Genomic DNA, 26,928 nt, shown 5'->3' with positions numbered 1-26,928 from the left:
TATTAAAAATTAACCTGAATTGTTAAGAAATTTAAAAAACGGATAATAAACCTAAATGCCTATAATAATTAAAAAATGAATTGAAAGTAACCACAAAAAACCACTTAAACCACGACTAAAAACAATTAATAACTTAAACAATCAACCATGAACTTTAAAGAATTATTAAACAAAGGAGCAAATTTTTGCTTTAAACTTGTTTTCTTACTGTGCTTATTGATCGGCAGTCAATTACATGCACAGGGTACAACTGTAGAGGGAACCGTGAAGGATGCTGCGGGACTTTCTCTTCCGGGCGTAAATGTCTTAGAGAAAGGAACTAAGAACGGAACTTCTACCGATTTTGACGGTCATTACAAAATTAAACTAACCAATCCGAAAGCTACACTAAGCTTTTCTTTCATTGGATTTAAAACTATCGACGTTGCTGTTGATGGGAAAACAAAAGTAAATGCAACTTTAACTGAAGACTCAAATAACTTAAATGAAGTTGTTGTAGTGGGATACAGCAGTGTAAAAAAATCTGATTTGACTGGTGCGGTAGCGGTAGTTTCGGGTAATGATTTAAGAAAAAATCCTGTTGCGAACTTAGCTGAAGCGCTAACTGGTCGTGTGGCTGGGGTTCAAGTTACTTCTTCTGAAGGTTCACCTGATTCGGATATTAAAATTAGAATTCGTGGAGGTGGTTCATTAACTCAAGATAGTGCTCCTCTAATTTTAGTTGATGGATTTCCTGTTAACAGTATGAATGATGTTCCAGCAGCTGATGTTGAGTCTCAAACTATTTTGAAAGATGCTTCTTCAACTGCAATTTATGGTTCTAGAGGAGCAAATGGGGTAATTCTTATTACTACAAAAAGAGGAAAAAATGGTGCAATATCTGTGAACTATAATATGTTCTACGGTATGAAAAAATTAGCGAAACAAATTGATGTTCTTTCAGCTCAAGATTTCGTAAAATGGCAATATGAGTACGCGTTGATGGACGGAGATGTAACTACGTATCAAAAATATTTTGGAAACTGGCAAGATAGAGATTTATACAATGGTGTAAAAGGCGACAACTGGCAAAAACAAATTTATGGACGCACTGGCGAAGTACAAAGCCGTGATTTAGGAATTCGTGGGGGTTCTGATAAAATCAATTTTAACTTCAATTATGCGCATTATGATGAAAAAGCAATTATGCTTGGTTCAGATTTCAAAAGAAATAACCTGTCTTTGGCTTTAAACAGTAAAGCTTCAGAAAAAGTTGATCTTTCTTTTACAATGCGTTACTCTGATACACAAATCAATGGAGGTGGACTTAATGAACAAAGAGAGGTTTCTTCTGCAGATGCACGTTTACGTCACAGCGTTGGATATTCTCCGATTCCGTTGCCAGGTTTAACAACAGATAATACTGACGAAGCTCTTTCGAGTTATTTAGTAAACCCTTTTGTAGCTGTTGCAGATACAGATCGTGAACAAAACAGAAAAGTATTTAATATGCTTGGAAGTTTTTCTTGGAAAATCATTAATGATCTTCAATTCAAATCAGAATTTGGTTTAGATAATTTTTACTATCAAGATCAACGTTTCTACGGGCGTAGCACATATTATGTAAACAACGTACCAGCTTCTACAAATCAAGGTATGCCAGCATTAACACTTGGAGATCGTAGAGATGACAGATTCAGAAATGCAAATACGCTTTCTTATGATTTCAAAAAATTATTAGGTGATGAGCATCATTTAAAAGTTCTTGTTGGAGAAGAGATGATCAATACACATTCTAATCAAGAAATGACTGTAATTCATGGTTTTCCAAAATTCTTTGACTTCGATCAGGCTAGAAAATTAACAACTCAAGGAAAACCAAATTCAGTTGATAATTATTATTTACCAGACGATAAATTACTGTCTTTCTTTGGAAGCGCTAATTATGATTTTAAAGATAAATACCTTTTTACAGCAACTTATCGTGCTGATGGATCTAGCAGATTTTTAGGGAATAATCGTTGGGGTTATTTTCCAGCGGCAGCGGCAGCATGGAAAATGTCTGAAGAAAGATTTTTGAAAAATGTTTCTTGGATCAATTTACTTAAACTTAGATTTAGTTATGGAGAAGCAGGAAACAACAATATTCCTGTTGGACAAACGGTTCAAAGTTTTGATTCTACAACTACAACATGGATTAATGGAGTTAGTAGTTTCTGGGCAGCTTCTAAAACAATGGCAAATCCTGATTTAAAATGGGAAACAACTGTAACTCAGAATATTGGTCTTGACTTTGATTTCTTCAAAGGGCGCTTATCAGGATCTTTAGAGGTTTATAAAAACAAAACAAAAGACCTTTTAATCAATTTCCCAATTCCTGGAACTGGTTATGACTTTCAATACAGAAATATGGGAGAAACTCAAAATAAAGGTTTTGAAGCTACATTGAATGTGGTAGCAATCGAAAAACCAAACTACGGATTGAATTTCTCTTTCAATATTGGTGTGAATGAAAACAGAATTAACTCTTTAGGAGTAATGAACAATTTTGGAACTAATACAAACTGGGCATCAACACAAATTGGTAATGATTATGCTGTAAACGTTGGATCTCCAATTGGTTTAATGTATGGTTACAAAAGCGACGGGCGTTATGAAGTGTCTGACTTTGATTACAATGCAGGAGTTTATACTTTAAAATCTGGTGTTGCTGATGCTTCTACTGTAGTAAGCAGTGGAAAAGTACAGCCAGGTTATATGAAGTTAAAAGATCTTAATGGAGATGGAGTTGTAAATAACAGTGATATGACTATTATTGGAAATTCTAACCCGAAAAGTTCTGGAGGTTTTGCAATTAATGCTAATGCTTACGGATTTGATCTTTCTGCAGCATTTAACTATAGCATTGGAAATGATGTTTATAATGCAAACAAAATTGAATTTACAACTTCTAATCAAAATGGACAATATAGAAATTTAAGTTCAGAAATGGCTGATGGAAAAAGATGGACAAACTTAGATCCAGAATCAGGTCAGTTGGTAACAGATCCAACAACTTTGGCAGCTATGAATGCTAACACTACAATGTGGTCTCCGTTTATGAATCGTTTTGTTTTTAGTGATTGGGCTGTTGAAGATGGTTCTTTCTTAAGACTTAACACGCTTACTTTAGGTTACACTGCACCAAAATCTTTCAATGATGCTATTAGAGCTTCTAAAGTTAGATTTTACATGACTGCTACGAATGTGTTTATTATTACAAACTATTCAGGGCCAGATCCAGAGGTTTCTACAAGAAGAAATACACCTCTTACTCCTGGTGTAGATTACTCAGCGTACCCACGCAGCAGACAATTGGTTTTTGGTTTAAACCTAAGTTTTTAATTAAATAATGATCAAGATGAAACATAAAATATTAATAGCAGGAATTATTTTAGCAGGTCTATTTACTTCTTGTCAAGACGATTACTTAGATGCTCCAGCAAAATCAACTTTAGATGAATCAGTGATTTTTTCTACGGCAGGATTGGCTGCAGGAGCGATAGATGGAATTAAAGTTCCATTTGCTGAAACTAACTCTTATAGAGGTCGTTTTTTACCTTTTTACGGATTAAACACAGATGTTGAATGGTACAATACATCGCAAACTGCTGGAGATGCAGCCGATTTATGTGTGTACGATGCGAAAGCAATTAACGGACAAATGAATACTACAAACAATGCTTGGGCAATGATGTATTCTGGAATTGAACGTGCCAATATATGTATTCGTGGTTTGCGTAAATACGGAGATCCGCGTCCGGGAACAGATCTAGGCTATCTTTTAGGAGAAGCCTTGACATTAAGAGCCATTTATTATGCAGATTTAATTAAAGCTTGGGGAGATGTTCCAGCTCGTTTTGAGCCAATTAGCACAGAAACATTATACATAGCAAAATCTAGCCGTGATGTAGTTTACAAACAAATAATAGCAGATCTTGGAGAAGCTTCAACATTGGTTCCTTGGCCAAACGAAACGGCTGCAACAAATTCTGTAGAAAGAATTAATAAAGCTTTTGTAAAAGGATTCCGTGCACGTTTAGCTTTAGCAGCAAGCGGATTTCAACAATATCCTGATGGTATCAGAAGAAGTACAGATCCAGAACTTTCTGTTGCCAATATGTACGCTTTGGCTTTGTCTGAAGCTCGTTCTGTAATTTCAAGCGGTAAAGCAAAATTAGAATCTTCTTTTGAGACTTTCTGGAAAAAATACAATCAAGAAATTACTACTGCTGGAGGAGAATCACTTTGGGAACTTCCTTTTGCAGATGGTAGAGGTAGAATGTTGTTTAGTTTTGCTGTTCGCCATACTTCTATTGACCAGTTTCAAGGCAATGGAGCTAATCGTGGAGGAACTGCAGGACCACTTCCTTTTGTTTTCTACGATTATGATAGAGCAGATACTCGTAGAGATGTAACTTGTGTGCCTTATAAATATGGTACAGCTGTAAATAATATTGCAAAACAAGAATTAGGGGCTTTAAATACTTGGTATTTTGGTAAATATCGTTATGAGTGGATGACTCGTTACGTGACATCTACAAATGATGATGGAGTAAATAAAATTTATATGCGTTACGCTGAGGTACTTTTAATTGCAGCTGAGGCAGCAAACGAATTAGAAGGACCATCATCTGCAATGCCTTATTTGAAAGAAATCCGTAGAAGAGCATTTGCTGCAGCAGATCAGCCTGTAAAAGTAGAAAACTACGTAAATGCTTTAACAAGCAAAGATGCAATGTTTAAAGCTCTTGTTGACGAGAATAAATTTGAATTTACGGGAGAAATGGAGCGTAAGCAAGCGCTTATTCGTTGGAATTTGCTTAAAGCTAAATTAGATGAAGCTAAACAAAAAATGACAAATCTTGCTGCTCACACAGGCGAATATGCCGATGTGCCTGCAACATTATATTACAAATTTAAAGCAGATAACGTATCTCTAGATATCTACGGATTAAACAGAGGCGAAACAGCAAATCCTGGGGCAGATTACACTGCTGTTGCTTGGAATAATTTAATTGATACTAAGATTGCTTCGTTGTACAAAGCTGGAGTTAACCCAGATAACAGACAATTCTGGCCTATCTGGCAAGTTTTTATCGACGGAAGTAATGGAAAATTAACCAACGATTACGGTTATTAAAATCTTAGAAATATTAATTTATAAATTATTATAAAAATGAAAACAAAATATATAGTAAGAGGATTAATTGCCACATTACTGCTTGCTTTTTCAATTTCGAGCTGCGAAAGTTATAATGAGGAATTATTAGATGGTTTAGGCAATACAAGAGAGTTTTCGCCAATCGGACTTACGGCTATAATTAGAAGTCAGACCACAGTAGAATTAAATTGGACTGTTAAAGAAGGAGAAAATAATTATGTAGTAGAATTTAGTGCAGATGATCCAGAATTTAAAACCATTTTTAAAACAGTAAATGTTACCGCAAATCAATTACCTATAAGAGTTGCTTTAGAAGGAGAAACAACATACTCAATTAGAGTAAAAGCGGTTACTCCAGGTTTAGAAGATTCAAAATGGTCAGTTATAACTGCAACGACTTTAGCAGAGCAAATATTTCTTGCTTCTGTTGATGGAGATATTGAAGCTAAACAAGTTACTTTAAGATGGACTCCTAACAGTAATGTAACACAAATTGTGGTTAATCCAGGGGCGATTACACATGTGATTACTCCAGCAGAAAAAGCTAGCGGTATCGCGGTTGTAACCGGATTAACAGGTGAAACGTCGTATACAGCAGATTTATTTAACGGAACAAAGAAAAGAGGAAATAAAGCTTTTACAACTGCTATTGACATCGGAAATGGTATTTTAGTGAAAACGACAGATAACTTGATTCAGAAAATTAATGATGCGGCTTCAGGTGCAGTTCTTGTCTTAGAACAAGGAGATTATACTGCACAAAGTGGTATTGTAACATTAAATAAATCAATCACTTTAAGAGGTTTAAGAAGTTACAGCAAACCGCTTGTAAAACTTAATTTTGTACTTGGTGCAGGAGCTAGTAATTTCTCATTAATTGATTTAGATCTTGACGGAACGGGATTAACAGATCCGGCAGCAGTATCAAATGGTTTAATTACGTTTACTGGTGCAAGTGCTATTTTTGGAGATGTATTAATTAGTGGCTGTAAAGTTCATGATGTTGCAAAAGCATTAGTGTATGGAAACGCAAGTTTAGCAAAAGTAAAATCATTTACAGTTGAAAATACTATCGTGAAAAACGTAAATACAACTGCAAGTGCTGATTTTATTGATTTTAGACTTACATATGTTGCTGATATTGTAATTAAGAACAGCACATTTGATACTTGTTCAACTGGACGTGATTTTGTTAGAGTAGATGCTGGAACTGGATTAACTGGAACTGGATTAACTACAAATGTTTTAATTGACAGCTGTACACTTTATCAAGTTTCTAATACTGTTGCACCAAAAAGAATTCTATATGTTCGTTTTGTTTCTAACGCGTCTATTGTAAGAAATACGTTGATTACATCTACAACAGCAATTTATACAAATCAGTCTGGAACAACAATGCCAACATTTAGTAAAAACTATTACTCTGGTGCTCCAAGTTTTATGGATGCTACAATTGCGGCGAACAAAATTGATGCTTCTGGTACAACAGCAGATCCTCAATTTACAAATCCTGCGGGAGGAGATTTCACAATCAAAAATCAAACAATGATTGATAATAAAATTGGAGATCCACGTTGGAGATAAAATAAAAATTCATGGTTAATAAATAGGAAACGCGGAATACAATTAAGTTTGTATTCCGCTTTTTTTTTAGTCGCAGTATTCAGTCACGGTTTGCAGTTTACTGTGACTGAAAACCGCGACTGAAATAACTATTCAATCGATAAATCAAATTTTTGCAATAAACCCGCAAGCGCTGTGTGCGAAACTTTAGTTCCTTTAATCTTATTTTCTGATGGATCAAAAGCATAATTTCGAGACGTTCTGAAATCTGTTTTTTCTAAAACACTTTCCACGAAAGTGGCACTAGAAAGATCACAATTTTTAAAAATAGCCAGAGATAAATCCGTATTCGAGAAGTCAGTTTCTTTTAAGGAACAGTCTGTAAAGTTGGTTTTCTTTAGTTTTTTATAAATGAAAGTAGAATAATCCAAAAGACAATCATCAAAATTCATTGAAAATAAAAAACTATTGCAAGCGCTAAAATCCAATCCCATCAATTTACAGCCGATGAATTTGATATTCTTTAAACCTGTATTTCGTAAAACAGCCAAAGAAAGATTACAGTTTTTGAAACTGCAATCTAGAAAATCGTTGTTACTCAAATCGCTTTTAGAAAAATTGCAATTGATGAATTCGCAGTTCACAAATTCGGTATTAGCTAAATTTTGTTCCGAATAATCAATGGTTTCAAAAGTTCGATTTTGGTATAATTTGGATTCCATAAAAGTTAAAGGCGTATAAGTTTATTCTAATTCGATACAATCGAAAATGGTATTGTTTTGAAGTAATTCAGCAACGTTTAATTCGCTGTCTACTCTTAAAATATTGTCGCAATCTTCAAGATCAAAATTCCACTGAGATTCTGGTAACAATTGATCTAGATATGCAGAAGCCGACTCAAATTTGGTTTGGCTATCAACGGAAGTTTTAAAAACATAAATCATAATTTGCATTTTTGAGGACACAAATTTCTGAAAAAAGACAACCTATTTGTTAGGATTCTGTAATCAATAATTAGGACTTATCAATCAATTTCCGATATCGAATAGGCGAAATTCCTTCTGCTTTTTTAAAAAAACGACTAAAGTAAGATTGATCTTCAAAGCCTACTTGCGTGGCTATTTCGCCAACAGAAAGCGTGGTTTGATACAGTAAATATTTGGCTTCTAATAATATGCTGTCATCAATCCATTTTACGGCAGTTTTTCCTGTAACAGTCTTTACACATTTGTTTAAATGGTTGGGAGTGATGTTTAATAAAGAAGAATAATAATTTACTTGATGCTGGGCTTTGATTTGATCGTGAATAAGTTCTTTAAATTTTCCAGTAATTACTTCTGCCGCCGAAATACTTTTAGAAGTTTTTACAGCATTTTTATTCATTTCGTAAAACAGCGTAATCAGGTACGATTGTACAATATTTAAATCCGTAAAGGCAGTTTCAGAATATTCCTTTTTCAATCGTTCCAAAATATTCGTAATAGCGCCAATATCTTCTGGAGCCAATTCGATTTTTGGATTTCCAGAAATTTTCAAAAAATCAAAATCATTCAGAAGTTCGCGACTTCCATATTTTCTAATTAAAACGTCGGGATGAAACTGACAGATATAACCGTTATGAATATTATTTACATTATCAAGTGAGAAAATCTGACCAGCAGGAACCATAATCATTTGATTATCGGTCGTAATATATTCCTGATCGCCCATTTTCATAACGTGCTGACCAGAAGAAATAAAAATTAAGGTATGGCAAGAATGTTTAGAAGGCGGAACTGGATGTTGCATATGCATAACCGCTTCGATTTCAAGACAGAAAAAATGATCCGAATTGGATTTGAAAAGTAAATGAATAGGATTGTCTTCTCCCAGAAATTTTTCTCGGAAACCTTTTGCTTCATACGTTTTTATTTTTTCAGCTGACTTTGATTTCATCCTTAATAATATAATCTAAAATCGAGCAATTTGCATAAATTATAATGTTTGGCATACAGATCTTCGACAACCTCAAAAAGATTGTCATTTTCCTGATACAAACTAAAAAATGCTTTGTCAATTGTACTGCAACTGGCAATTTTATTATAAGTCGAACCATAACCAGAAATCGCTCTGGCTCCGGTAATATCTAAGAAATATTGTGCCTCTTCTTCATTCAAATCTAAAACTTTAAGATTAGCAAAATGAATGATTTTACCTTTCATTTTACCTTCAAATAGTTCGGCAATTTCTTCTAGGCTGTAATAATAATCATGAAGACAAATATTATTTTGCTGTCCAGGCATAGCTAAATAAATGATTTCATAATCTTTAAAATTATGATCTTCATAAAGCAAAATATTTAAACTTTCTTCTAAACCTTCAATAGTATCGCACGTTTTATGAATGCTAGAAATACCTTGGTCAATTGCCAATTCTTCCAGACATTTAACCACATGAGTTGGGTTATGATCGTCTATATCTCGAACGCCTTCAAGGCAGAAAATAAATTTTTCATTATCCATGCAATTTTTCTTTCTGGTTTTAAGGATTGAAATTCTTCTTTTTGATTTTAACAAAAGTATTTTTTCTGAAACAAAATTCAGCATAGAAAACAGACTTTAACGTGTTTTTTAGATTTTAAATTTAGGTTAGAGTCACGTAAATTTTAAAGCGTATTTTTGTAAACCGAAAATAAATTACGCATGATACAAATTAACCAAACAGCATCTTTTGCTATTGAAGATATATTATTCTGTTTTGCTCTAGAATCTGAAGCAGCAGAAGTTTTTAAAGGACAAAACGTTTTATTTACCGGAATAGGAAAAGTAAATGCGGCTTACGAATTATCAAAAGCAGTTCAAAAGAAAAAACCAGCAGTAATTGTAAATTTAGGATCGGCGGGAAGCAGCTGTTTTCAAAAAGGCGACGTAATTTGCTGTACGAAATTTGTACAAAGAGATATGGATGTTCGCGGTTTAGGGTTTGCACAATTTGAAACGCCACTTTCTGGATTACCGCCAGTTTTAGAATATGGTTTATTGATGGATAATCTCCAAGAAGGAATCTGCGGAACAGGCGATAACTTCGAAATGGGACATTGTTCAGACGCGTATAATGTTGTAGACATGGAAGCCTACGCTTTAGCCATGATTGCTATGAAAGAAAATATTCCGTTTTTGAGTTTAAAATATATTTCTGATGGCGCCGATGATAATGCCGCAGAAGATTGGTCGGTTCAGGTTCATAAAGCGGCGATTGCTTATGGTAAAATTTTAGGTTTGATTGAGGAAACTGAAGCTATTTCTTAGTTTGAAGTGGTTTTTTTATTAAGTTTATAAATTTACTTTGTATTCACGAGCGGGACGCTCGCGCTAGCAGGAAAATCTACATCATGATAGTTACATTCGCTAGCGCGAGCGTCTCGCTCGTGCACACACAGCATATTAATTAACATCAATTTGTAAAATAGTATGATCATTATCTCCATAATTTCTTGCAGAACTATATTTCCAATCGACAGGATTAGTAACAAAACCAGTTTCTAATGGATTATTATGAATATAATTCAGTTTTTGTTCGAAAACTTTTAATGACCAAATTTCAATCGGCATATTATGCTGTTGCCAAAATTGCCTGAATTTTACATTGCTGTTTTTATTTCCTGCTTTTTCAAACATCCATAACATCCATTTTTTTCTGCTTTCTTGCGGATTTTCTTCAATTGCTTTGAGTATTTTTTTAGAAGTAAAACCCTTAAAATCTCTTATAAGCCCAGAAGGATCTCCTTTTTCAGATCTAAAAATTAAATGAATATGACTTGGCATTATACAATATCCATAAATCTCCATTCCTTTATTTTTTCTGCAATAATCTAATGATTCAATAATATTTCCAAAATACTCCTCACGCGTAAAAACGTCTATCCAATAAACTGTTGCAAAACTTATAAAATATGCTCCAGTTTTTTCCCAAAATTTATATTTTCGGCTCATTATGTTTTTTTTGCTAATGTAAGAAATACTTTGCGTTCACGAGCGGGACGCTCGCGCTAGCGTTAGGAAATTTTTACTTTATATTCATAGGTTTTGAAGAAATCACTTTGCGGGCACGGATTGCAAATCCGCGCTATCATTACGGAGAGATATTTACGTGATCGAGTAAAAATAGTTGTAATAAAGTACATCTACACCCCATAAAAAGAAAAAACTCCCTCTTCTTTTTTCAGAATAAAGCCTATTTTGCACCGCAATCGATTGATTTTTTTCATAGGTTTATCACAATTAATTATTTCGGGCTTTATTCCATTTCCTTTATGCAGTACGTTAGAAGCTACTTTTTAAGTTTTATCTTATTTCTTTTTCTTCCCTTAAATTCAAAGGCGCAAGAATCTGACTTGTATTTCGATCATATCAATTACGATACGAGTTTTTCGCAAAGTATGATTTCGAGCATTCATCAGACTCAAAAAGGTTTTATTTGGATCGGGACTGCAAATGGTTTGATCAGTTATGACGGCTACAATTTTTTGAGATATGTTTATAATAAAGACATTCTAAACAGCATCAGCAATAATCATGTGAATGTGATTTTGGAAGATAGCGAAAGACAAATCTGGATTGGAACTAATAACGGACTGAATCTTTTTAATAAAAACGAAAGAAGTTTTTTACGAATTGATATTCAAAAAATAAAAGGCGGACGAAACTATATTTCATCCATAATTCAAGACGATCAAAACAGAATCTGGATTGGAACTTTTGGCGGAATCAAAAAACTAAACAAACAGAAATTTTTATTAGAAGAAATCTCCAATGATCATAATTCTCCTTTCAGAAAAAGCAGGGTTTTGTCTTTGTTTTATGATAAAAATTACGGCGTTTTGGTCGGAACTTCTAAAGGTTTAGAATGTTTTGATCCTAAAAATGGTTCAAAAAAAGCATTGCCAAAAGCTCTTGCCGAAAACGATGCTTTACTTAAATCTAAAATCTGGAAAGTTGTAAAAGAAAAAAATGGCGATTTATGGTTTGGAACTGAAGCAAATGGCGTTTTTCGTTTTGATGTCGACAAAAATACCGTAACCAATTTTGTGCTTAATGCTAATAATCGAAACAGTTTATCTTCAAATTGGGTAAATGATATTGTTACTGTCGACACCAATACAATTTGGTTTGCCACAAAAAATGGTTTGTGTGTCTACAAAAAAGATAGAAACGAATTTAGTAAATATGGACATAATCCGTTGCAGAATTACAGCCTTTCTGACGATGATGTAAAATGCTTTTTGAAAGATCGCCACAACGATATTTGGATCGGAACAAACGGAGGCGGAGTCAACTTTTTTCAAAAAACAAATACCAATTTTGTTAATGTAAGAGAAGTTGTTCGACCAAATTTCGGATTAAATAACGCAACGGTAAACGCTGTTTCAAGAGAAAATGACGGTTCAGTTTGGGTTGGAACAAACGGCGGCGGTTTAAATTATCTGGATTTTAAAAATAATAAAAGCGCTTCGTATTTTGTTCAAGGTTATGATTCTGATAAAAGCGTAAACATGATAACGGCTTTAGTAAATCAGAATGAGCAGAATTTGTTTTGCGGGACTTTCAACGGATTATTCAAATTTAATAAAAGCAGTAAATCGTTTCAATTTATCTCGCTTTCGCGAAAGGATTCTAAAGAAAGAGAACGTCCGATTACGTCTTTATTAATGGATAATGAAGATTTATGGGTTGGAACAAACGGAAACGGATTAAAGAAAGTAATGCCAGACGGAACTGTAGAAATTTACATGGCAGACGGTTCTTCAAACTCACTTAGCGATAATTTTATTACCGATATCGTAAAGCGAAAAGACGGACTTTGGATTGCCACACAATATGGTTTAAATTATTTTGATAAAAAGCTAAAACAAGTTACAAGAGTTTTCAAAGCGGGTCCAAAAAGCGGTTTGTCAAATAATAGTTTGACGGTCATGTTTACCGATTCTAAAAACAGATTTTGGGTCGGCGCCGAAAGCGGCGGCGTGAATCTTTTTGATGAAAAGAAAGGACGCTTTTTTGAAATCAACCGATCTATGGGTTTTACAGACGAAACCATCAAAAGCATTTCGGAAGATGCCCAAGGAAATATCTGGATTAGCGATAATAATCTGCTTTATAAAATTAAAACTAAAAACGTAAAAGCAGTTTTTAATATTAAGGATTTTGAGATTACTTCTTTTTCTTCGAAAGACGGATTGAAAGTGAAACAATTCTCAAATAATTGCAGTTCAAATTTAAATGCAAAAGAACTTGTTTTTGGCTGTTCAAATGGATTAATCGTTTTCAATCCTTCAAAATTGATTAAAACGGAAGATAAATTGCCAATTGTTTTAACAAAGCTGATTGTTAATAATGAAGAAATTAGACCAGAAAACAAGGAAGTTTCTTTAGAAAAACGTATCAGCGAAACTACTGAAATCACTTTAAAACACGACCAAGGATATATTGGTTTAGAATTCAGCGCGATGAATTTTATTTCACCAGAAAAAAATGAATACGCGTATAAACTAGAAAGCTCGTTTAATAAAGACGAATGGCATGTTATTGGTTCGCAGCATTATATCAACTTGACCAATTTGAATTCGGGAACTTATACGCTAAAAATAAAAACTTCAAATGGGGGAGGAGAATGGAATCCGACTATTAAAACCTTAAAAATTATCATGTTGCCGCCGTGGTGGAAAACTTGGTGGGCTTATTTATTTTATTTGGCATTATTGGCTGGTGCTTCGGTTTTATTGTTCCGATTTTTTAGAAATAGAGAATTATTAAAACAAGCGTATTATTTGGAACAAGTAGAAAAAGAAAGACAGGAAGAATTGTATAAAATGAAGCTGGATTTCTTTACCAATGTTTCGCACGAAATCAGAACGCCGCTGACTTTAATTAGCGGACCGGTTGAAGAACTTTTAAACAGCGCCGAAAAGAATTCGAATTTCGAACATAAATTAAAAACCATAAAAAGCAATTCTGATCGATTATTGAAATTGGTCAATGAATTAATGGATTTTAGAAAAGCCGAAAAAGGAAGTATGAAAATCTATTGTGAACAACAAGACATTGTTTCTTTCTGTTTTGATATTTATGAATCGTTTCGCGGAATTGCCGTTGAGAAAAAAATCGATTACAAATTCGTTTTAAATATCAATACGGCTTTGATTTATTTCGATAAAAATCAGATGGAAAAAGTGATTTACAATCTGCTTTCGAATGCTTTTAAATTTACAAGCAAAGGCGGTAAAATTACTTTGGCGGTGGAGCAAAAAGACAATTCTGATTGTATCGAAATTAAAGTAAAAGATAACGGAATCGGAATTCCAGATAATCGTAAAAAGAAGATTTTCAAAAACTTTTTCCAGTTGGACGATCGCGGAAGCGCCAATTTGGGAAGTGGAATTGGTTTGGCTTTGAGTAAAAGTATTGTCGAATTGCATCACGGAGAAATAAAAGTGCAGACGGAAGAAGATCCGAACTTTAATACCATTTTCACCATCAAATTAAAGAAAGGAAAAGAGCATTTTAAAAAATCTCAAATTGTCGAAAATGCGATTTCTATTAATGAAAATGCCAATCCGATTTCTGATGTAAAAACAGAAATTGACATTTATGAGCCAGAATATTTAGAAGACAATAGCGATAAAAAGACCATTTTGGTTATTGATGATAATGAAGAAGTTTTGTCGTTTATTTTTGATGTACTTCATGCCGATTATCGTGTTTTAAAATTCACAAATGGCTTAAATGCCTTAGAATATATGGATTCTGAAATTCCAGATCTAATTGTCAGCGATGTCATGATGCCAGAAATGGATGGTTTTGAATTGTGTAAAATTTTAAAAACAAGTCTAAACACGAATCATATTCCAGTTATTTTATTGACGGCAAAATCGTCTACTTTAAATAGAATTGAAGGACTTTCGACTGGAGCAGATTCTTATATTTCGAAACCTTTTAGTATTGAAGAATTAAAACTGACGATTGCTAATTTGCTTTCAGCTAAAGAAATCATGCGTCAGAAATATGGAGAAGGTTTCATTGCGGCGGTTGAAGAAGAAAACATAAACACACCCGAAGGAATCTTTCTAAAAAAACTAACGCATATTATCGAAAACAATCTCGATAATACGGATTTTGATGTAAACGATTTGGTTAACGAAATCGGAATGAGTAGAACCGTACTTTATAAAAAAGTCCAAACTTTGACTAATCATTCAGTTGCAGGTTTCATCAAAAATATGCGATTGAAGAAAGCCGCCAGTCTTTTAGCCAATACGAGTTTTTCTGTTTCTGAAGTAACGTATATGGTTGGTTTTAATGATCGAAAACATTTCAGCAAAGAGTTTAAGAAATTCTACAATCTTTCTCCAAGCGATTATAAAAGTTCTCAGGTGAATTAACTTTTAGATTATTTAACCGCAAAGTGCACAAAGATTTTTCGCAAAGTCCGCAAGGTTATTTAATAAACTTTGCGGACTTTGCGTTTTCTTTCCTTGCGTTCTTTGCGGTTAAATTTTTATAAAGCTAAGAAATTAACTGTCTGATAAAAATTAAGTTTTTTATTACGAATACCATTTTTTAATGCTTTAAATAATATAAAATCCTCAAAGAAAAATGTTCACACCCCTAAATACGAATAACACCCTCCCTTGCAGACGCCTTTAATTAAGCACTTTTGCAATGTAATCACACGATTTATTAATTAACTAACCAAACCAATTTACAATGAAAAACAACAAACCCGAAAAGATGCTTTTTCTTGGTGGAAATTATCTAAAACTAGTTTTGATTCTTTTGATGTGCATATTGTCCACGAATATGCAAGCACAGGAAAACGCCGTTAGCGGAAAAGTAGTAGATACTAAAGGACTGCCTTTGCCAGGCGTAAATGTCCACGTAAAAGGAAGCACAAAAGGAACTCAAACCGATTTTGACGGTAACTTCAGTATTAATACAGCTCCAAAAAGCATATTAGTTTTTTCTTTTATCGGAATGGACGAAGTGTCTGTTGATATCGAAAACAAGAAAAATCTAAAAGTAGTTCTTAAAGAAAGTTCTCAAGCACTTGATGAGATAGTAGTGGTAGGTTACGGCACGAAAAAGAAAAGTGACGTAATCAGTTCTGTGGCTTCGGTAAAACCAGGCGATTTAACAAAAGTAGCCACTTCTGATGTTGGAGAAATGCTTCGTGGAAAAGCTGCGGGAGTTCAAGTAAGCTTAAATGATGGTGGACCAGGAAGTTCGTCTTCAATCCAAATTCGAGGAAAAAAATCCATTAACGGAAGTAACGAACCAATCGTAATCGCAGACGGAATCGTAATCGGAAATATTAATGATATTAATGCGAATGATATTGCTTCGTTAGAAATTCTAAAAGATGCCGCTGCACAATCTATTTATGGAGCAAGAGCCTCAAACGGAGTTATTTTGATTACTACGAAAAGAGGAAAAACAGGAAAAGCAAAAATCTCTTATAATGGTTTTTCTGGAGTTCAAACAGTAAACAGAAACTTTGATGTTTATAGCGGAGAAGAATTTGCACAGCTTAAAAGAGAAGCTTACAGAACGAGCAATGGAGGAGTTTACAGACCAGACGATCAAGTTTTTACTCCACTAGAATTGCAATCTATTCAATCTGGAAAATATATTGATTGGGAAAAATTGGTTTTAAGAACCGGTGTAACGAATAACCACAGTTTAAGTGTTTCTTCTGGAACTGATAAAACGAGTATATTTTCAAGTATCAACTACATTAATACTTCGGGAGTTGTTCCAAACTCAGATTATGATAAAGTTGCGATGAGAGTAAATGTGGACCAAAGAGTTACAGATTGGCTAAAAATCGGAATGAATGTTTCGCTTCAGTATTCAGAATCAAATCGTCCAAATGTTGGGAACATTTTAAACAATGCCATTAATACATCACCATTAGGAGAGGTTTATAATCCAGACGGTTCTTTCCGTTATTTGCCTGGAGGAATTCAAGAAACACCAAATCCGCTTATTGATGTTTATGAAACGACTACAAACGAGTTGAATCGTAACGATATCATGAACATATTTCTAGATATCAATCTTGCAAAAGGTTTTACTTATAAAATGAATGCCAGCCGCAGATCTTGGAATTTCAAAGCGATGTCTTTTAATTCTTCAAAATCTCTTTCTGGAATTGCCAATTCAGGACAAGGAAGTGGTTTTATCCGTTTTCAGGATAATGTAGAATATCAATTGAGTAATATTTTGCATTATAATTTAAATGTTGCCGAAAAAAATCATTTTAACGTAACTGGAGTTTATGAGATTACTTCGTCAGAATATAATGACTTCAGAAATTCGGCAAGCAGAATTCCGAGTGATATTCTTGGAATTTATGGTTTAGAAAGTGCTTTCTTAAATACTCCCGAAATTGGAGGAAATGAAAGATCGTTAGTTTCTTTCGCAGGAAAATTAGAATATGATTTTGATAACAAATATTACTTTACAGTTTCAGGAAGAGCTGATGGATCTTCTGTATTCGGAACCAATAATAAGTGGGGATTCTTTCCAGCGGTTAACGCGGCATGGAATGTTTCTAACGAAGAATTCATGAAAGAACACGTTCCTGTTTTGAGCAATTTAAAATTAAGAGCGAGTTATGGTAAAGTGGGAAATCAGCCAAAAGATCCATATCAAAGTATGGCAACAGCTACACAAAGAGATTATATTATCAACGGTGTAAAAGTTTCGGGATATGTGCCAGGAACACAATTGTCAAATCCAGATTTAAAATGGGAAACTTCTACGCAATTGAACCTTGCAGCAGATTTCGGTTTGTTTAAAAACAGATTAACGGGAACTGTTGAGGTTTATAATACAGATACTTCAGATTTATTGATTTATGAGACTTTAAATGCGAATACAGGTTATACCTTGAAACTTTCGAATATCGGAAAAGTAAACAACAAAGGTTTGGAGGTTACTTTAAACGGTGATTTAATTAAAAAGAAAGATTTTAGATTGAATCTTGGCGCAACTTTCACTAAAAACAAAAACAGCATTGTGAGTATTTACGGAAAAGATGCAGATGGAGATGGAAGAGAAGATGATGCTGTTGGAAACTTATGGTTCATCGGAAAACCAATTGATGTTTACTATCGCTATAAAGCAGTTGGAATTTATCAGGAAGGAGAAAATATTCCGCTTGTAACAGGAACAACTTTATATCCTGGAGACATTAAATTATATGATGCAGATCCGTCAAATGGTGCTAATCCAAATCCAGATCAAGACAGAGTTATCACTTCAAAAATGCCAGATTGGTTCGGAACTTTCTCTTTGGCTTTAGAATACAAACAATTTGATTTCTCGGCAGATATTTATACAGTTCAAGGAATTACAAGAGATAATCCATTTTTATATGATTATGTAAGAGGAGGATCTTTAAGAGGAGTGAAAAACGGTATCAAACAAAATTATTGGACACCAGAAAACCCAGGAGGAAATTGGCCGAGACCAAGAGATGGAAATGATCCGCCGTACATCAATACTTTAGGACTTCAAGATGCATCATACATTCGTTTACAAAACGTTTCAGTTGGATTTAAATTCCCAGAAAACACGCTTAAATCTTTAGGATTGACCAATATGAGACTTTATGTTACAGGAAGTAATTTGGTTACACTTACAGATTATCAATCGTATAGTCCAGAAAAAGAAGTTTACGATTATCCAGAACCTGTTACTTGTGTTATTGGCTTACAAGTAGGTTTTTAATAACACAGTTTGAGACATTCAATAAAATAAAAAATAACAAGATCATGAAAAATATAAATTTTCTATTTCTTTTGGTTTTCGGACTTTCTTTGGGACTTACTTCATGCGAAGAATTTCTAGAAGAAACTGTAAAAGATCAAGTATCTGTAGATTATATCTACAATTCTCCAGCAGGTTTAGAAGTTGGAGTAAATGCACTTTACAATCAGATGCGTTTTTATAATTTACCATCTGGAGATAATAACGATTTGTGGGCGAATGTATTCTTTATGGTAGCAACCGATTTAGGTTTGCACAGAACTTGGAATACGCCTTATGGAACGGGGCATAATCCGCAAGCTTTTACAGGTTCAAAATGGATTCAAGGCTATAAAATTATCGACAGATGTTCGGCAATTATTACAGCTGCAAGATCAATACAAATGGACGAAGCTGCGAAAAAAAGATTAGTTGCACAGGCTCGTGTAATTAGAGGTGAATTGTATTTGGATTTAAAACAAATGTATGGTGGAATTCTAATTGATACGATTCCAACAACTCCACAAAACATCAACGATCCTGTAGAATATAAAGTTGCAAGCGATGCCGATGTTTACAAATTGATTGATAGCGATTTGGATTATGCAATTGCAAATCTTCCGTTCAAAGTAGATCCAGGACGTTACGGACAAGGTGTTGCAAGACACATTCGCGGAAAAAGTGCTTTGTGGCAACAAGATTGGGCTGGAGCAGCGGCACAATTTGATGCTATTATTAATGACGGAACTCATGGTTTAGTAAATCTTATTGACGTTTGGGGACAAAACGGAAATCATAAAGAATCTCTTTTTACCTATCAAAAAGACTTTTTGTTAGGACCAAGCGACGACTTAGCTGGTGGCGGTGGTTCTTGGTTGAGTAGTGTTTTTACACATAGAACTTATGAATTAAATACAAGCGAATTGATTCAAGATGTTGCTTACGGAGGTCAGGCTTTGGGATGGTTTTATCCAAACAATTACCTGAAATCACTTTACGATCAGACTAACGATTTAAGATTCAAAACCTATTATTATTCTGATAATTATCAAGATTATAAAATCAATGTTCCGGGAAATCCAAAATTTGGACAACCTATAACTAATCCAGCAATTGCAGCTCCAAACGGAAATTACAGAGCTTGGCATTGGAGTTTGAAAAAATATCACGATACCGAAAAATTGCCAATGACTTCAAACAGTTATAAAGATTATATGTATTACAGATTGGCTGAAACTTATCTATTGGCATCTGAAGCGTACCATAATTTAGGTAATGACGGAAAAGCATTGGCTTATTTAAATAAAGTAAGAAGAAGAGGTTACACAGGAAATCCTGAAAGCACGGTAACAACTTACGATTTAACAGCTTGGACTTTAAATAATTATTTAGATGAATCTGCAAGAGAATTAGCTTTTGAAAATAACAGATGGTTTTTACTAAAAAGATTAGGACTTCTGGTAGAAAGACAGAATTTGTATTTCCGTTCAAGTCCATCTGGAACTATTTCTGGTGAAGTGCAATTGAAAATGACTCCTGTAATGGTAAACATGCCAATTCCGCAATCTCAAATCGATTTGATGGGAAAACCTGCAGGATTTAACGTTGGTTATTAATTAGTTTTTTTAGAATACGTTTTTTGTAACAACCGATCTGGAAATCTTTTTTGGTTTTGATTTCCAGATCTATTAAAAATTAACACGATGATAAAACAATATATTTTAGGAGCATTAACCGCTTTGATGTTTGCTTCTTGCAGCAACGACGAAAAAGTGGTTTTTATTAATGCTGAAGAAGGCGATTCAGGAAATCCAAATCCGATTACGCAGACTTTAAAGGAAAAAGCAAAATTTAAAATTGGAGCTGCAGTCAAAATGAGAGATTTGCAAAATGAAGCCAATTTTAAAAATGCAGTTTTAAAACATTACAGTCAGATTACAGCCGAATTCGAAATGAAAATGGCAAGTATCTGGACTTCTTCAACAGCTTACAATTATACCGCAGCCGATTATCTAGTTGGTTTTGCGCAGGATAATAAATTAGAAGTTCACGGACATACTTTGGTTTGGTACGATTCTTTTCCAGAATGGTTTAAAAATGCCAAATACGATTCAATTGCTTTCGAATCGAAAGTCAAAGTTTACATTACAGATGTTGTAGGACGTTACAAAGGCAAAGTAAAAAGCTGGGATGTTGTAAACGAAGTTTTTGCCGATGGCGGTGCAATGCGAAATGAAACCGTAATTAATTCTTTATTTAAAGATCCAATCGGATTTTATGGAAGATGTTTCCGTTATGCAAAAGCAGCAGATCCAGATGCGAAATTATTTTACAATGATTACAGCGTAGTTTTAGACGCAGGAAAAAGAGCTTCCATCAAAAAAATGGTAACCAGATTTAAAGCTAACGGAGTGCCGATTGATGGTATTGGAGATCAGTTTCATTACGCAACAGATACCAACAGACAGACGATGAAGACGGGTTTTACCGATATGGCTTCGACAGGATTGCTAATTCACATTTCAGAATTAGATATCAAGGTAAATACAGCAAAATCAGATTCGTATGTTTTTAATGATGCCGAAGCTCAAAAACAATCTGAAACCTACAAATACATTACATCGATGTATGAAGAATTGCCTCAAACTCAAAAATTTGCCATTTCAACTTGGGGTGTAACCGATAAATATACGTGGTTGACAAGCTTCTGGCACTCAAAAGAATATCCTTTGCTATTAGATGCTGATTACAATAAAAAGCCAGCTTACCAAGGATTTTTAGATGGATTGAAGTAAGAGAGGTGTAGAAGAAAGAGGCAAGAAGCAAGAAATAAGAAACAAGATAAGAAGTCTTTCCTCTTGCTTCTTGCATCTATTACTCTCTTCAAAAAAAATTAACCAAAAACATTGAAATCATGACCATAAAACTAAATTATATATCAAAATTAAAATATTTATTTTTTGTACTTATTGCCGTTTTATTTTCCTGCGAGGATGATGTACGCGAAGTATATCTTTATAAAAAAGGAACTATAGAAGCAACTTCAACCAATACTGCTATTAAAGGCGGAGAAACAGTTACGTATACCGATTCGTCAACAAAAATTAGAGCTATAAAATGGACCTTTCAAGGCGGTTCTCCTGGAGCTTCTATCGAACCAGTTGTTGAAGTAAAATATACCAAAGCGGGAACTTTTACAACAACTCTAGAAATAACGCATGTTGATAATACAGTTCAAAAGAAAACTTTTACAGTTGTGGTTGAAGCACCGCCAACTCCGCCAATTGTTATTCCAGCCGATGCTTTAAAAATTTACTCTGAAAATCCTGATTTTACTAAAACAGCGCCTGTTTTAAATTGGGTTTCAAGTAATCAGTTTGTAATCAAAGAAGTGGCAACTGAAGGTTATGAAAATGCTTATAGAAACTTCACTCTTCCAGCGACACCGCCGGCAGCAGAAGCAAAATGGGCAATGGCAATTTTACAGTTTGTAAATTTTACAGATATTTCATCTTACACGTACCTGAATTTGGCGGTAAGAACTACAAGTACTGGAAAAATCAGATTCAGAATGAAAGACGCAACCAATACGGGTTATGTAGAATTTGATGCTACAAGTAACCTTTACGGATTAAAAAGAGACGGAAGCTGGAACATGGTTAAAATTCCGATTGCTGATTACAAAAAACAAAATGCGGCTTTAGATTTAACAAAAATCAAAGATATTTTGGTTTTAAGAAGTGTCGATCCAGAAGATGTTAGAGCATTAAATAATTACTCTTTCGATATCGATCATATCTATTTATCTAAATAATTTTTCTAAACACATAGAAACATAGATTTTTTAAACTTGAAAAAGAATGTAAAAAGAAACTAGTTTCTAAAACATAGATACGCTATGTGAATTTAAACTAGTGAAACGCCTTTATCCTCAAAGTAAAGCTATGTTTCTATGTGTTAAAATTAGAGACAATATTTCCTCTCAAAAACAATTAAAAATGAATTTAAAGAAACATTCTATTTGCACATTGTTCTGTTTTACAAGCCTAATATCGTTGAATGCACAGAATAAAATTACATACCAAAAAGTTGAAGCAAGACAAAATGCTTTAGACCCGAAATGGGTCGCTTATGATGCGAAAACCATTGATAAATTGCCTGGATTTAAAATAAAAAAGGAGTCGCCGAGTTCGATTTTCGGGGGTTCCAAAATTTGGCAAAAAGAAGCAACGGGATTTTTTAGAACCGAAAAAATAGACAATAGATGGTGGATAATTGATCCAGAAGGTTATCCTTTTATTTATAAAGGAATTGCTGTTTTTAATGCCGGACGTTCTGTAAATCAGCAGAAAGCATTTGATAAAAAATACGGAAGCAAAGAAAATTGGGTAAAACAAGAATCTAAACTATTGCGCGACAACGGATTCAATGGCGTAGGAGCGTGGTCAAATGTTGATTTGGTTCGAAATGCAGAAAATCCGCTGGTTTATACCGTAATTATTTCGCCAATGGGAATGTATCATTCAGATCATATTAAAAAATATGGTGGAAAATATAAACAAGCCAGCTGGCAAAATTACCGTTTCGATTTAGTAATGGTTTTCGATAAAGAATTTGATTCTTATGTCCAAAAAGCGGTAGAAGAAGTTTCTCAATACAAAAATGATAAGTATTTGATGGGTTATTTTACTGATAATGAGCTTCCTTGGTATAATGACGCATTAGATAAACATTTAACTTTATTGGCCAAAGATGAGCAGGGGTATATTGCTGCAAAAGCTTGGTTAGACGAAAGAAAAGGATTTAATGCATCATTATCTGATGTTAATCAGGAAGATAGAATGGCATTTACAGCATTTTATTTTGAAACTTACATGAAGAAAGTAACCGAAGCACTTAGAAAAGCAGATCCAAATCATCTGTATTTGGGATGTCGTTTCAATCAGGATAAAGAGCAAGAATTGACTAATCCTGAGATTTTTAAAGTGGCGGGAAGGTACATGGATATCATTTCGATCAATCATTACAGAAAATGGGAACCAAGTCAGGATTTAATGAACAATTGGGGCGAATGGTCAGGAAAACCATTTTTAATTACAGAATGGTATACAAAAGGTGAAGATTCTGGTTTGCCAAACAATACTGGTGCAGGATGGCTTGTTCGAACGCAAAAAGAGAGAGGACTTTTCTATCAGAACTTTACATTGGATTTGCTTAAAAACAAAAACTCGGTCGGTTGGCATTGGTTCAAATATATGGATAATGATCCACAGGATTTAAGCACCGATTATTCCAACCGAGATTCAAACAAAGGAATTGTAAATAGCAATTTCGAACCGTATTTGCCTTTATTAAAAGAAATGAAAGTGATTAATGATAATGCTTACGAACTGACTCGTTATTTTGATAAAATGTAATTATTGTTTTTAGATAAAAGGAACTAAAATCAGCTCAACCTCAAAATACTATCCATGATATTGTCATTTCGACGAAGGAGAAATCTTCGCAAATAGCTCCTCAAAAGGATTTCCACTCTTTGTCGATTCAGCATCGAAGATTTCTCCTTCGTCGAAATGACAAGATTGTGGTTATCGTCGTGAAGAACAGATTAAAATAACTTAAAAAAAGAAAAGTTTAAATTAATTAGACCCTATATAATTAAAAATAAAAACTATGAAAAAAATTGTAATGCTGTGTTGTACTTTTCTGCTTATGGGAAAAATGATGGCACAGGAAGTTCCGTTAGTTACAAATATTGCAGCCCGAAACAATATTACTTTAAACGGAAAATGGAGTTATATTGTAGATCCGTTAGAAAATGGATATTACGATTACCGTTTAATGCCTTTTAAAAACAATGGATTTTTCGAAAATAAAAAATGGAATACCACAGATTTAACCGAATATAATTTCGCTACTTCTGCCACAATGGATATTCCGTCTGATTGGAATTCGAAAGACGAAAGATTGTTTTTTTACGAAGGAACGGTTTGGTTTCAAAAAGACTTCAATTATAAAAAAGATGCTAAAACAAAAGGAATTCTACATTTTGGAGCCGTTAATTACGATGCGAAAGTTTATGTAAACGGAAAATTGGCAGGAACTCACGTTGGCGGTTATACGCCTTTCAACTTTGATGTTACCGATTTATTAGTCGATGGAAATAACTTCGTTGTAGTAAAAGCAGATAACAAACGCCATAAAGACAATGTGCCAACGGTAAACATGGATTGGTGGAATTACGGCGGAATCACAAGAGATGTTACTTTGGCGCAAGTTCCGAATACGTATATTGAAGATTATTTGGTTCAATTGGATAAAAAAGAAAAAGGGAAAATTTCTGGCTGGATAAAATTGAATAATGAAAGTGCCAATCAATCGGTTTCGGTTTCTATTCCAGAACTGAAAATCAAAAAAAGCGTTACAACAGACTCAAAAGGAATGGCGTATTTTGAAATTAAAGCGAATCCAATTTTATGGACGCCAGAAAAGCCAAAACTGTATGATGTTGTAATTGCTAAAGCAGATGAAAATATTGTCGATAAAATTGGTTTCAGAACTATTGAAGCCAAAGGAAAAGAAATTCTGCTAAACGGAAAAAAAGTATTTTTACGCGGAATCAGTATTCACGAAGAAGCACCTTTCAGATCAGGAAGAGGCTGGTCTGAAGACGATGCAATTACTTTATTGAACTGGGCAAAAGAATTAGGCTGTAATTATGTTCGTCTGGCGCATTATCCGCACAACGAAAATATGGTCAGACAAGCCGAAAAAATGGGAATTATGATTTGGTCTGAAGTTCCAGTTTATTGGACCATTTCTTGGACAAATCCAGATACCTACGCAAATGCAGAACGCCAATTGCACGACATGATTTACAGGGATAAAAACCGCTGCGGAATCGTAATTTGGTCAATCGCCAATGAAACGCCGCACAGCGACGAAAGGGATATTTTCTTAAGCAAATTGGCAAAATACGCCCGTACGCAAGACAATTCTCGTTTGATTAGTATGGCGATGGAAGTAACCAAAAGTCCGAACAATGTCAATACGCTGCATGATAATATGAATGAATATGTAGACATTGTAAGTTTCAACCAATATTTAGGCTGGTACAGAGGAACAAACGAATCTTGCAAAGACATGCAATGGGTTATTCCGTATAACAAACCCGTTATTATTAGCGAATTTGGTGGCGAAGCTTTACAAGGTCTTCACGGAGATAAAAAAGAACGCTGGAACGAAGAATATCAAGAAGAATTATACATTCAAAATACGCAAATGTTCAACAGAATTGAAGGTTTAGCGGGAGTTTCACCTTGGATTTTAGTCGACTTTAGATCACCAAGAAGACAGTTGCCAAACATTCAGGATTTCTTTAACCGTAAAGGTTTAATTTCAGATCAAGGAATTAAAAAGAAAGCTTTTTATGTGATGAGAGATTGGTATGCGCAGAAAGAAAAAGAATATGGAAATTAATTGTCAATTGTAAATTATGAATTGTTAATATAAAAAAGAAAACCCTTAAACGGTATTGTTGTTTAAGGGTTTTCTTTTTTACTTCACCAAATAATCAACCTGATCGGCTTCGCAAAGTCTGAAATAACCAAAAGCTGTATTATTAGCATTGGTAGAATTTATAATATTTCCTCTAATATTTCCAGGCGGAACCTGAAAAGGATTTGAGCTTGAAGCTTCTAAGATTAATTTCCAATAATTAAAAAAGTTTTTAGAAACGCCTCTATGTGTAATTTTTACGGTATTTCCAGCTTTCATGTCTTCATGAGAAAACCTTGTGCTGATTTCATTTCCGTTATAAAAATCATCATTTGTGATTTCGTATTCTGGGTAAATCAAAAATTCACTTTGATAATCGGTTACATAAAAATTGATTTGATCTGCTGGATCATTGTAATAAAAAGTCAATTCGATTACATCTTCACCGCCAAAATCTGGAACAATTTTCTGCTCTATCTTGTTAATTGGAGTAGAAGCTGTTAGCTTTTCTGTTGCCGTGTAACTTTGTCCTTCGGCATCAATAAATAATTTATAATCCATGTTGATAACGGGAACAAAATTATTGCATTTGTAAACTCCAGCTTCAGTTTCGTTAAAAGTAAAAACATCTCCATTACTGTTTTCTACTCTAACTTGTGCGCCAGAAACTTTTGGTGTTGAACCGCTGTAATAAGGAGCCGTTTTACTTATTTTGATTGTTTGTTCGTTTCCAGCTGTTCCTTTTTTCCATAAAATTTCGGCATCGACTACAAGTTTCGTTTCTCCTGTTTCTAAATCAAGATTTACAACATCTTCGCATGAAGCAAAAGAAAAAACAAAAAGAAGACTTATTAATGCCAGCGCTTTATTCATTACCATATTTTTTTTCAATTTATTCAT

Annotated in this window: 17 protein-coding genes; 11 read left to right on the top strand and 6 right to left on the bottom strand. The window is 34.0% G+C overall.

All coding sequences use genetic code 11. From position 1 onward, the window contains the following. The first annotated feature begins 147 nt into the window (after positions 1-147). Genes NYQ10_RS00830 through NYQ10_RS00820 form a run of 3 tightly spaced genes read left to right on the top strand, consistent with a single transcriptional unit; the run spans position 148 to position 6,766 of the window. A complete protein-coding gene (locus NYQ10_RS00830) occupies positions 148-3,363 on the top strand; it encodes a SusC/RagA family TonB-linked outer membrane protein (protein WP_289878494.1) in 3,216 nt (1,071 codons plus the stop codon). 16 nt (positions 3,364-3,379) lie between these two features. Beyond that, complete coding sequence (locus NYQ10_RS00825; protein WP_289878492.1) at positions 3,380-5,161, top strand: RagB/SusD family nutrient uptake outer membrane protein; 1,782 nt, start codon at positions 3,380-3,382, stop codon at positions 5,159-5,161. Positions 5,162-5,197: 36 nt separating this feature from the next. After that, entirely contained in the window at positions 5,198-6,766 is a 1,569-nt protein-coding gene (locus NYQ10_RS00820) for a DUF5123 domain-containing protein (RefSeq protein WP_289878491.1), read from the top strand. A 128-nt stretch (positions 6,767-6,894) separates the two neighbouring features. On the opposite strand, the gene NYQ10_RS00815 is transcribed toward NYQ10_RS00820, so the two are convergent. The 4 genes from NYQ10_RS00815 to NYQ10_RS00800 all read right to left on the bottom strand — a co-directional run bounded on the left by NYQ10_RS00815 (position 6,895) and on the right by NYQ10_RS00800 (position 9,246). Next, on the bottom strand, positions 6,895-7,467 hold the full coding sequence (locus NYQ10_RS00815) for a pentapeptide repeat-containing protein (RefSeq protein WP_289878490.1): 573 nt from the start codon (positions 7,465-7,467) through the stop codon (positions 6,895-6,897). A 21-nt stretch (positions 7,468-7,488) separates the two neighbouring features. Then, on the bottom strand, positions 7,489-7,689 hold the full coding sequence (locus tag NYQ10_RS00810) for a hypothetical protein (RefSeq protein ID WP_289878489.1): 201 nt from the start codon (positions 7,687-7,689) through the stop codon (positions 7,489-7,491). 70 nt (positions 7,690-7,759) lie between these two features. Further along, a complete protein-coding gene (locus tag NYQ10_RS00805) occupies positions 7,760-8,680 on the bottom strand; it encodes an AraC family transcriptional regulator (RefSeq protein WP_289878488.1) in 921 nt (306 codons plus the stop codon). A gap of 2 nt (positions 8,681-8,682) precedes the next feature. Continuing rightward, the gene (locus tag NYQ10_RS00800) at positions 8,683-9,246 is read right to left on the bottom strand and encodes a DUF6642 family protein (RefSeq protein WP_289878487.1); all 564 of its coding nucleotides are present in this window, start codon (positions 9,244-9,246) and stop codon (positions 8,683-8,685) included. A gap of 180 nt (positions 9,247-9,426) precedes the next feature. On the opposite strand from NYQ10_RS00800, the gene NYQ10_RS00795 reads away from it, so the two are divergent. Beyond that, positions 9,427-10,032: a phosphorylase family protein gene (locus NYQ10_RS00795; protein WP_289878486.1), complete on the top strand. Its 606-nt coding sequence runs from the start codon at positions 9,427-9,429 to the stop codon at positions 10,030-10,032. A 135-nt stretch (positions 10,033-10,167) separates the two neighbouring features. On the opposite strand, the gene NYQ10_RS00790 is transcribed toward NYQ10_RS00795, so the two are convergent. Next, complete coding sequence (locus NYQ10_RS00790; RefSeq protein WP_289878485.1) at positions 10,168-10,716, bottom strand: REP-associated tyrosine transposase; 549 nt, start codon at positions 10,714-10,716, stop codon at positions 10,168-10,170. Positions 10,717-11,036: 320 nt separating this feature from the next. On the opposite strand from NYQ10_RS00790, the gene NYQ10_RS00785 reads away from it, so the two are divergent. From NYQ10_RS00785 to NYQ10_RS00755, 7 genes are all read left to right on the top strand, one after another. Continuing rightward, on the top strand, positions 11,037-15,161 hold the full coding sequence (locus tag NYQ10_RS00785; protein ID WP_289878484.1) for a hybrid sensor histidine kinase/response regulator transcription factor: 4,125 nt from the start codon (positions 11,037-11,039) through the stop codon (positions 15,159-15,161). 325 nt (positions 15,162-15,486) lie between these two features. Next, positions 15,487-18,513, top strand: a complete 3,027-nt coding sequence (locus tag NYQ10_RS00780) for a SusC/RagA family TonB-linked outer membrane protein (protein ID WP_289878483.1) — start codon at positions 15,487-15,489, stop codon at positions 18,511-18,513. Between the two features lie 44 nt (positions 18,514-18,557). Beyond that, the gene (locus tag NYQ10_RS00775) at positions 18,558-20,147 is read left to right on the top strand and encodes a RagB/SusD family nutrient uptake outer membrane protein (protein WP_289878482.1); all 1,590 of its coding nucleotides are present in this window, start codon (positions 18,558-18,560) and stop codon (positions 20,145-20,147) included. An 87-nt stretch (positions 20,148-20,234) separates the two neighbouring features. Beyond that, positions 20,235-21,326 (top strand): endo-1,4-beta-xylanase, encoded by a 1,092-nt coding sequence (locus tag NYQ10_RS00770; protein WP_289878481.1) that lies wholly within the window; start codon positions 20,235-20,237, stop codon positions 21,324-21,326. 119 nt (positions 21,327-21,445) lie between these two features. Continuing rightward, positions 21,446-22,345, top strand: coding sequence for a PKD domain-containing protein (locus NYQ10_RS00765; protein WP_289878480.1), 900 nt, complete (start codon positions 21,446-21,448; stop codon positions 22,343-22,345). 184 nt (positions 22,346-22,529) lie between these two features. Continuing rightward, entirely contained in the window at positions 22,530-23,948 is a 1,419-nt protein-coding gene (locus NYQ10_RS00760) for a hypothetical protein (RefSeq protein ID WP_289878478.1), read from the top strand. Between the two features lie 256 nt (positions 23,949-24,204). Next, positions 24,205-26,010: a glycoside hydrolase family 2 protein gene (locus NYQ10_RS00755; protein ID WP_289878477.1), complete on the top strand. Its 1,806-nt coding sequence runs from the start codon at positions 24,205-24,207 to the stop codon at positions 26,008-26,010. 78 nt (positions 26,011-26,088) lie between these two features. Here NYQ10_RS00755 and NYQ10_RS00750 read toward each other — a convergent pair whose 3' ends face one another. Beyond that, positions 26,089-26,928 carry a DUF4249 domain-containing protein gene (locus NYQ10_RS00750; RefSeq protein ID WP_289878475.1) on the bottom strand — a complete coding sequence of 280 codons (840 nt, stop codon included), beginning with the start codon at positions 26,926-26,928 and terminating at the stop codon, positions 26,089-26,091.

This window comes from Flavobacterium johnsoniae, from assembly GCF_030388325.1.
Taxonomy (GTDB): domain Bacteria; phylum Bacteroidota; class Bacteroidia; order Flavobacteriales; family Flavobacteriaceae; genus Flavobacterium; species Flavobacterium johnsoniae_C.
Note: the sequence above shows the minus strand (reverse complement) of the source record. Positions and strands in the feature narration are given on the sequence as shown.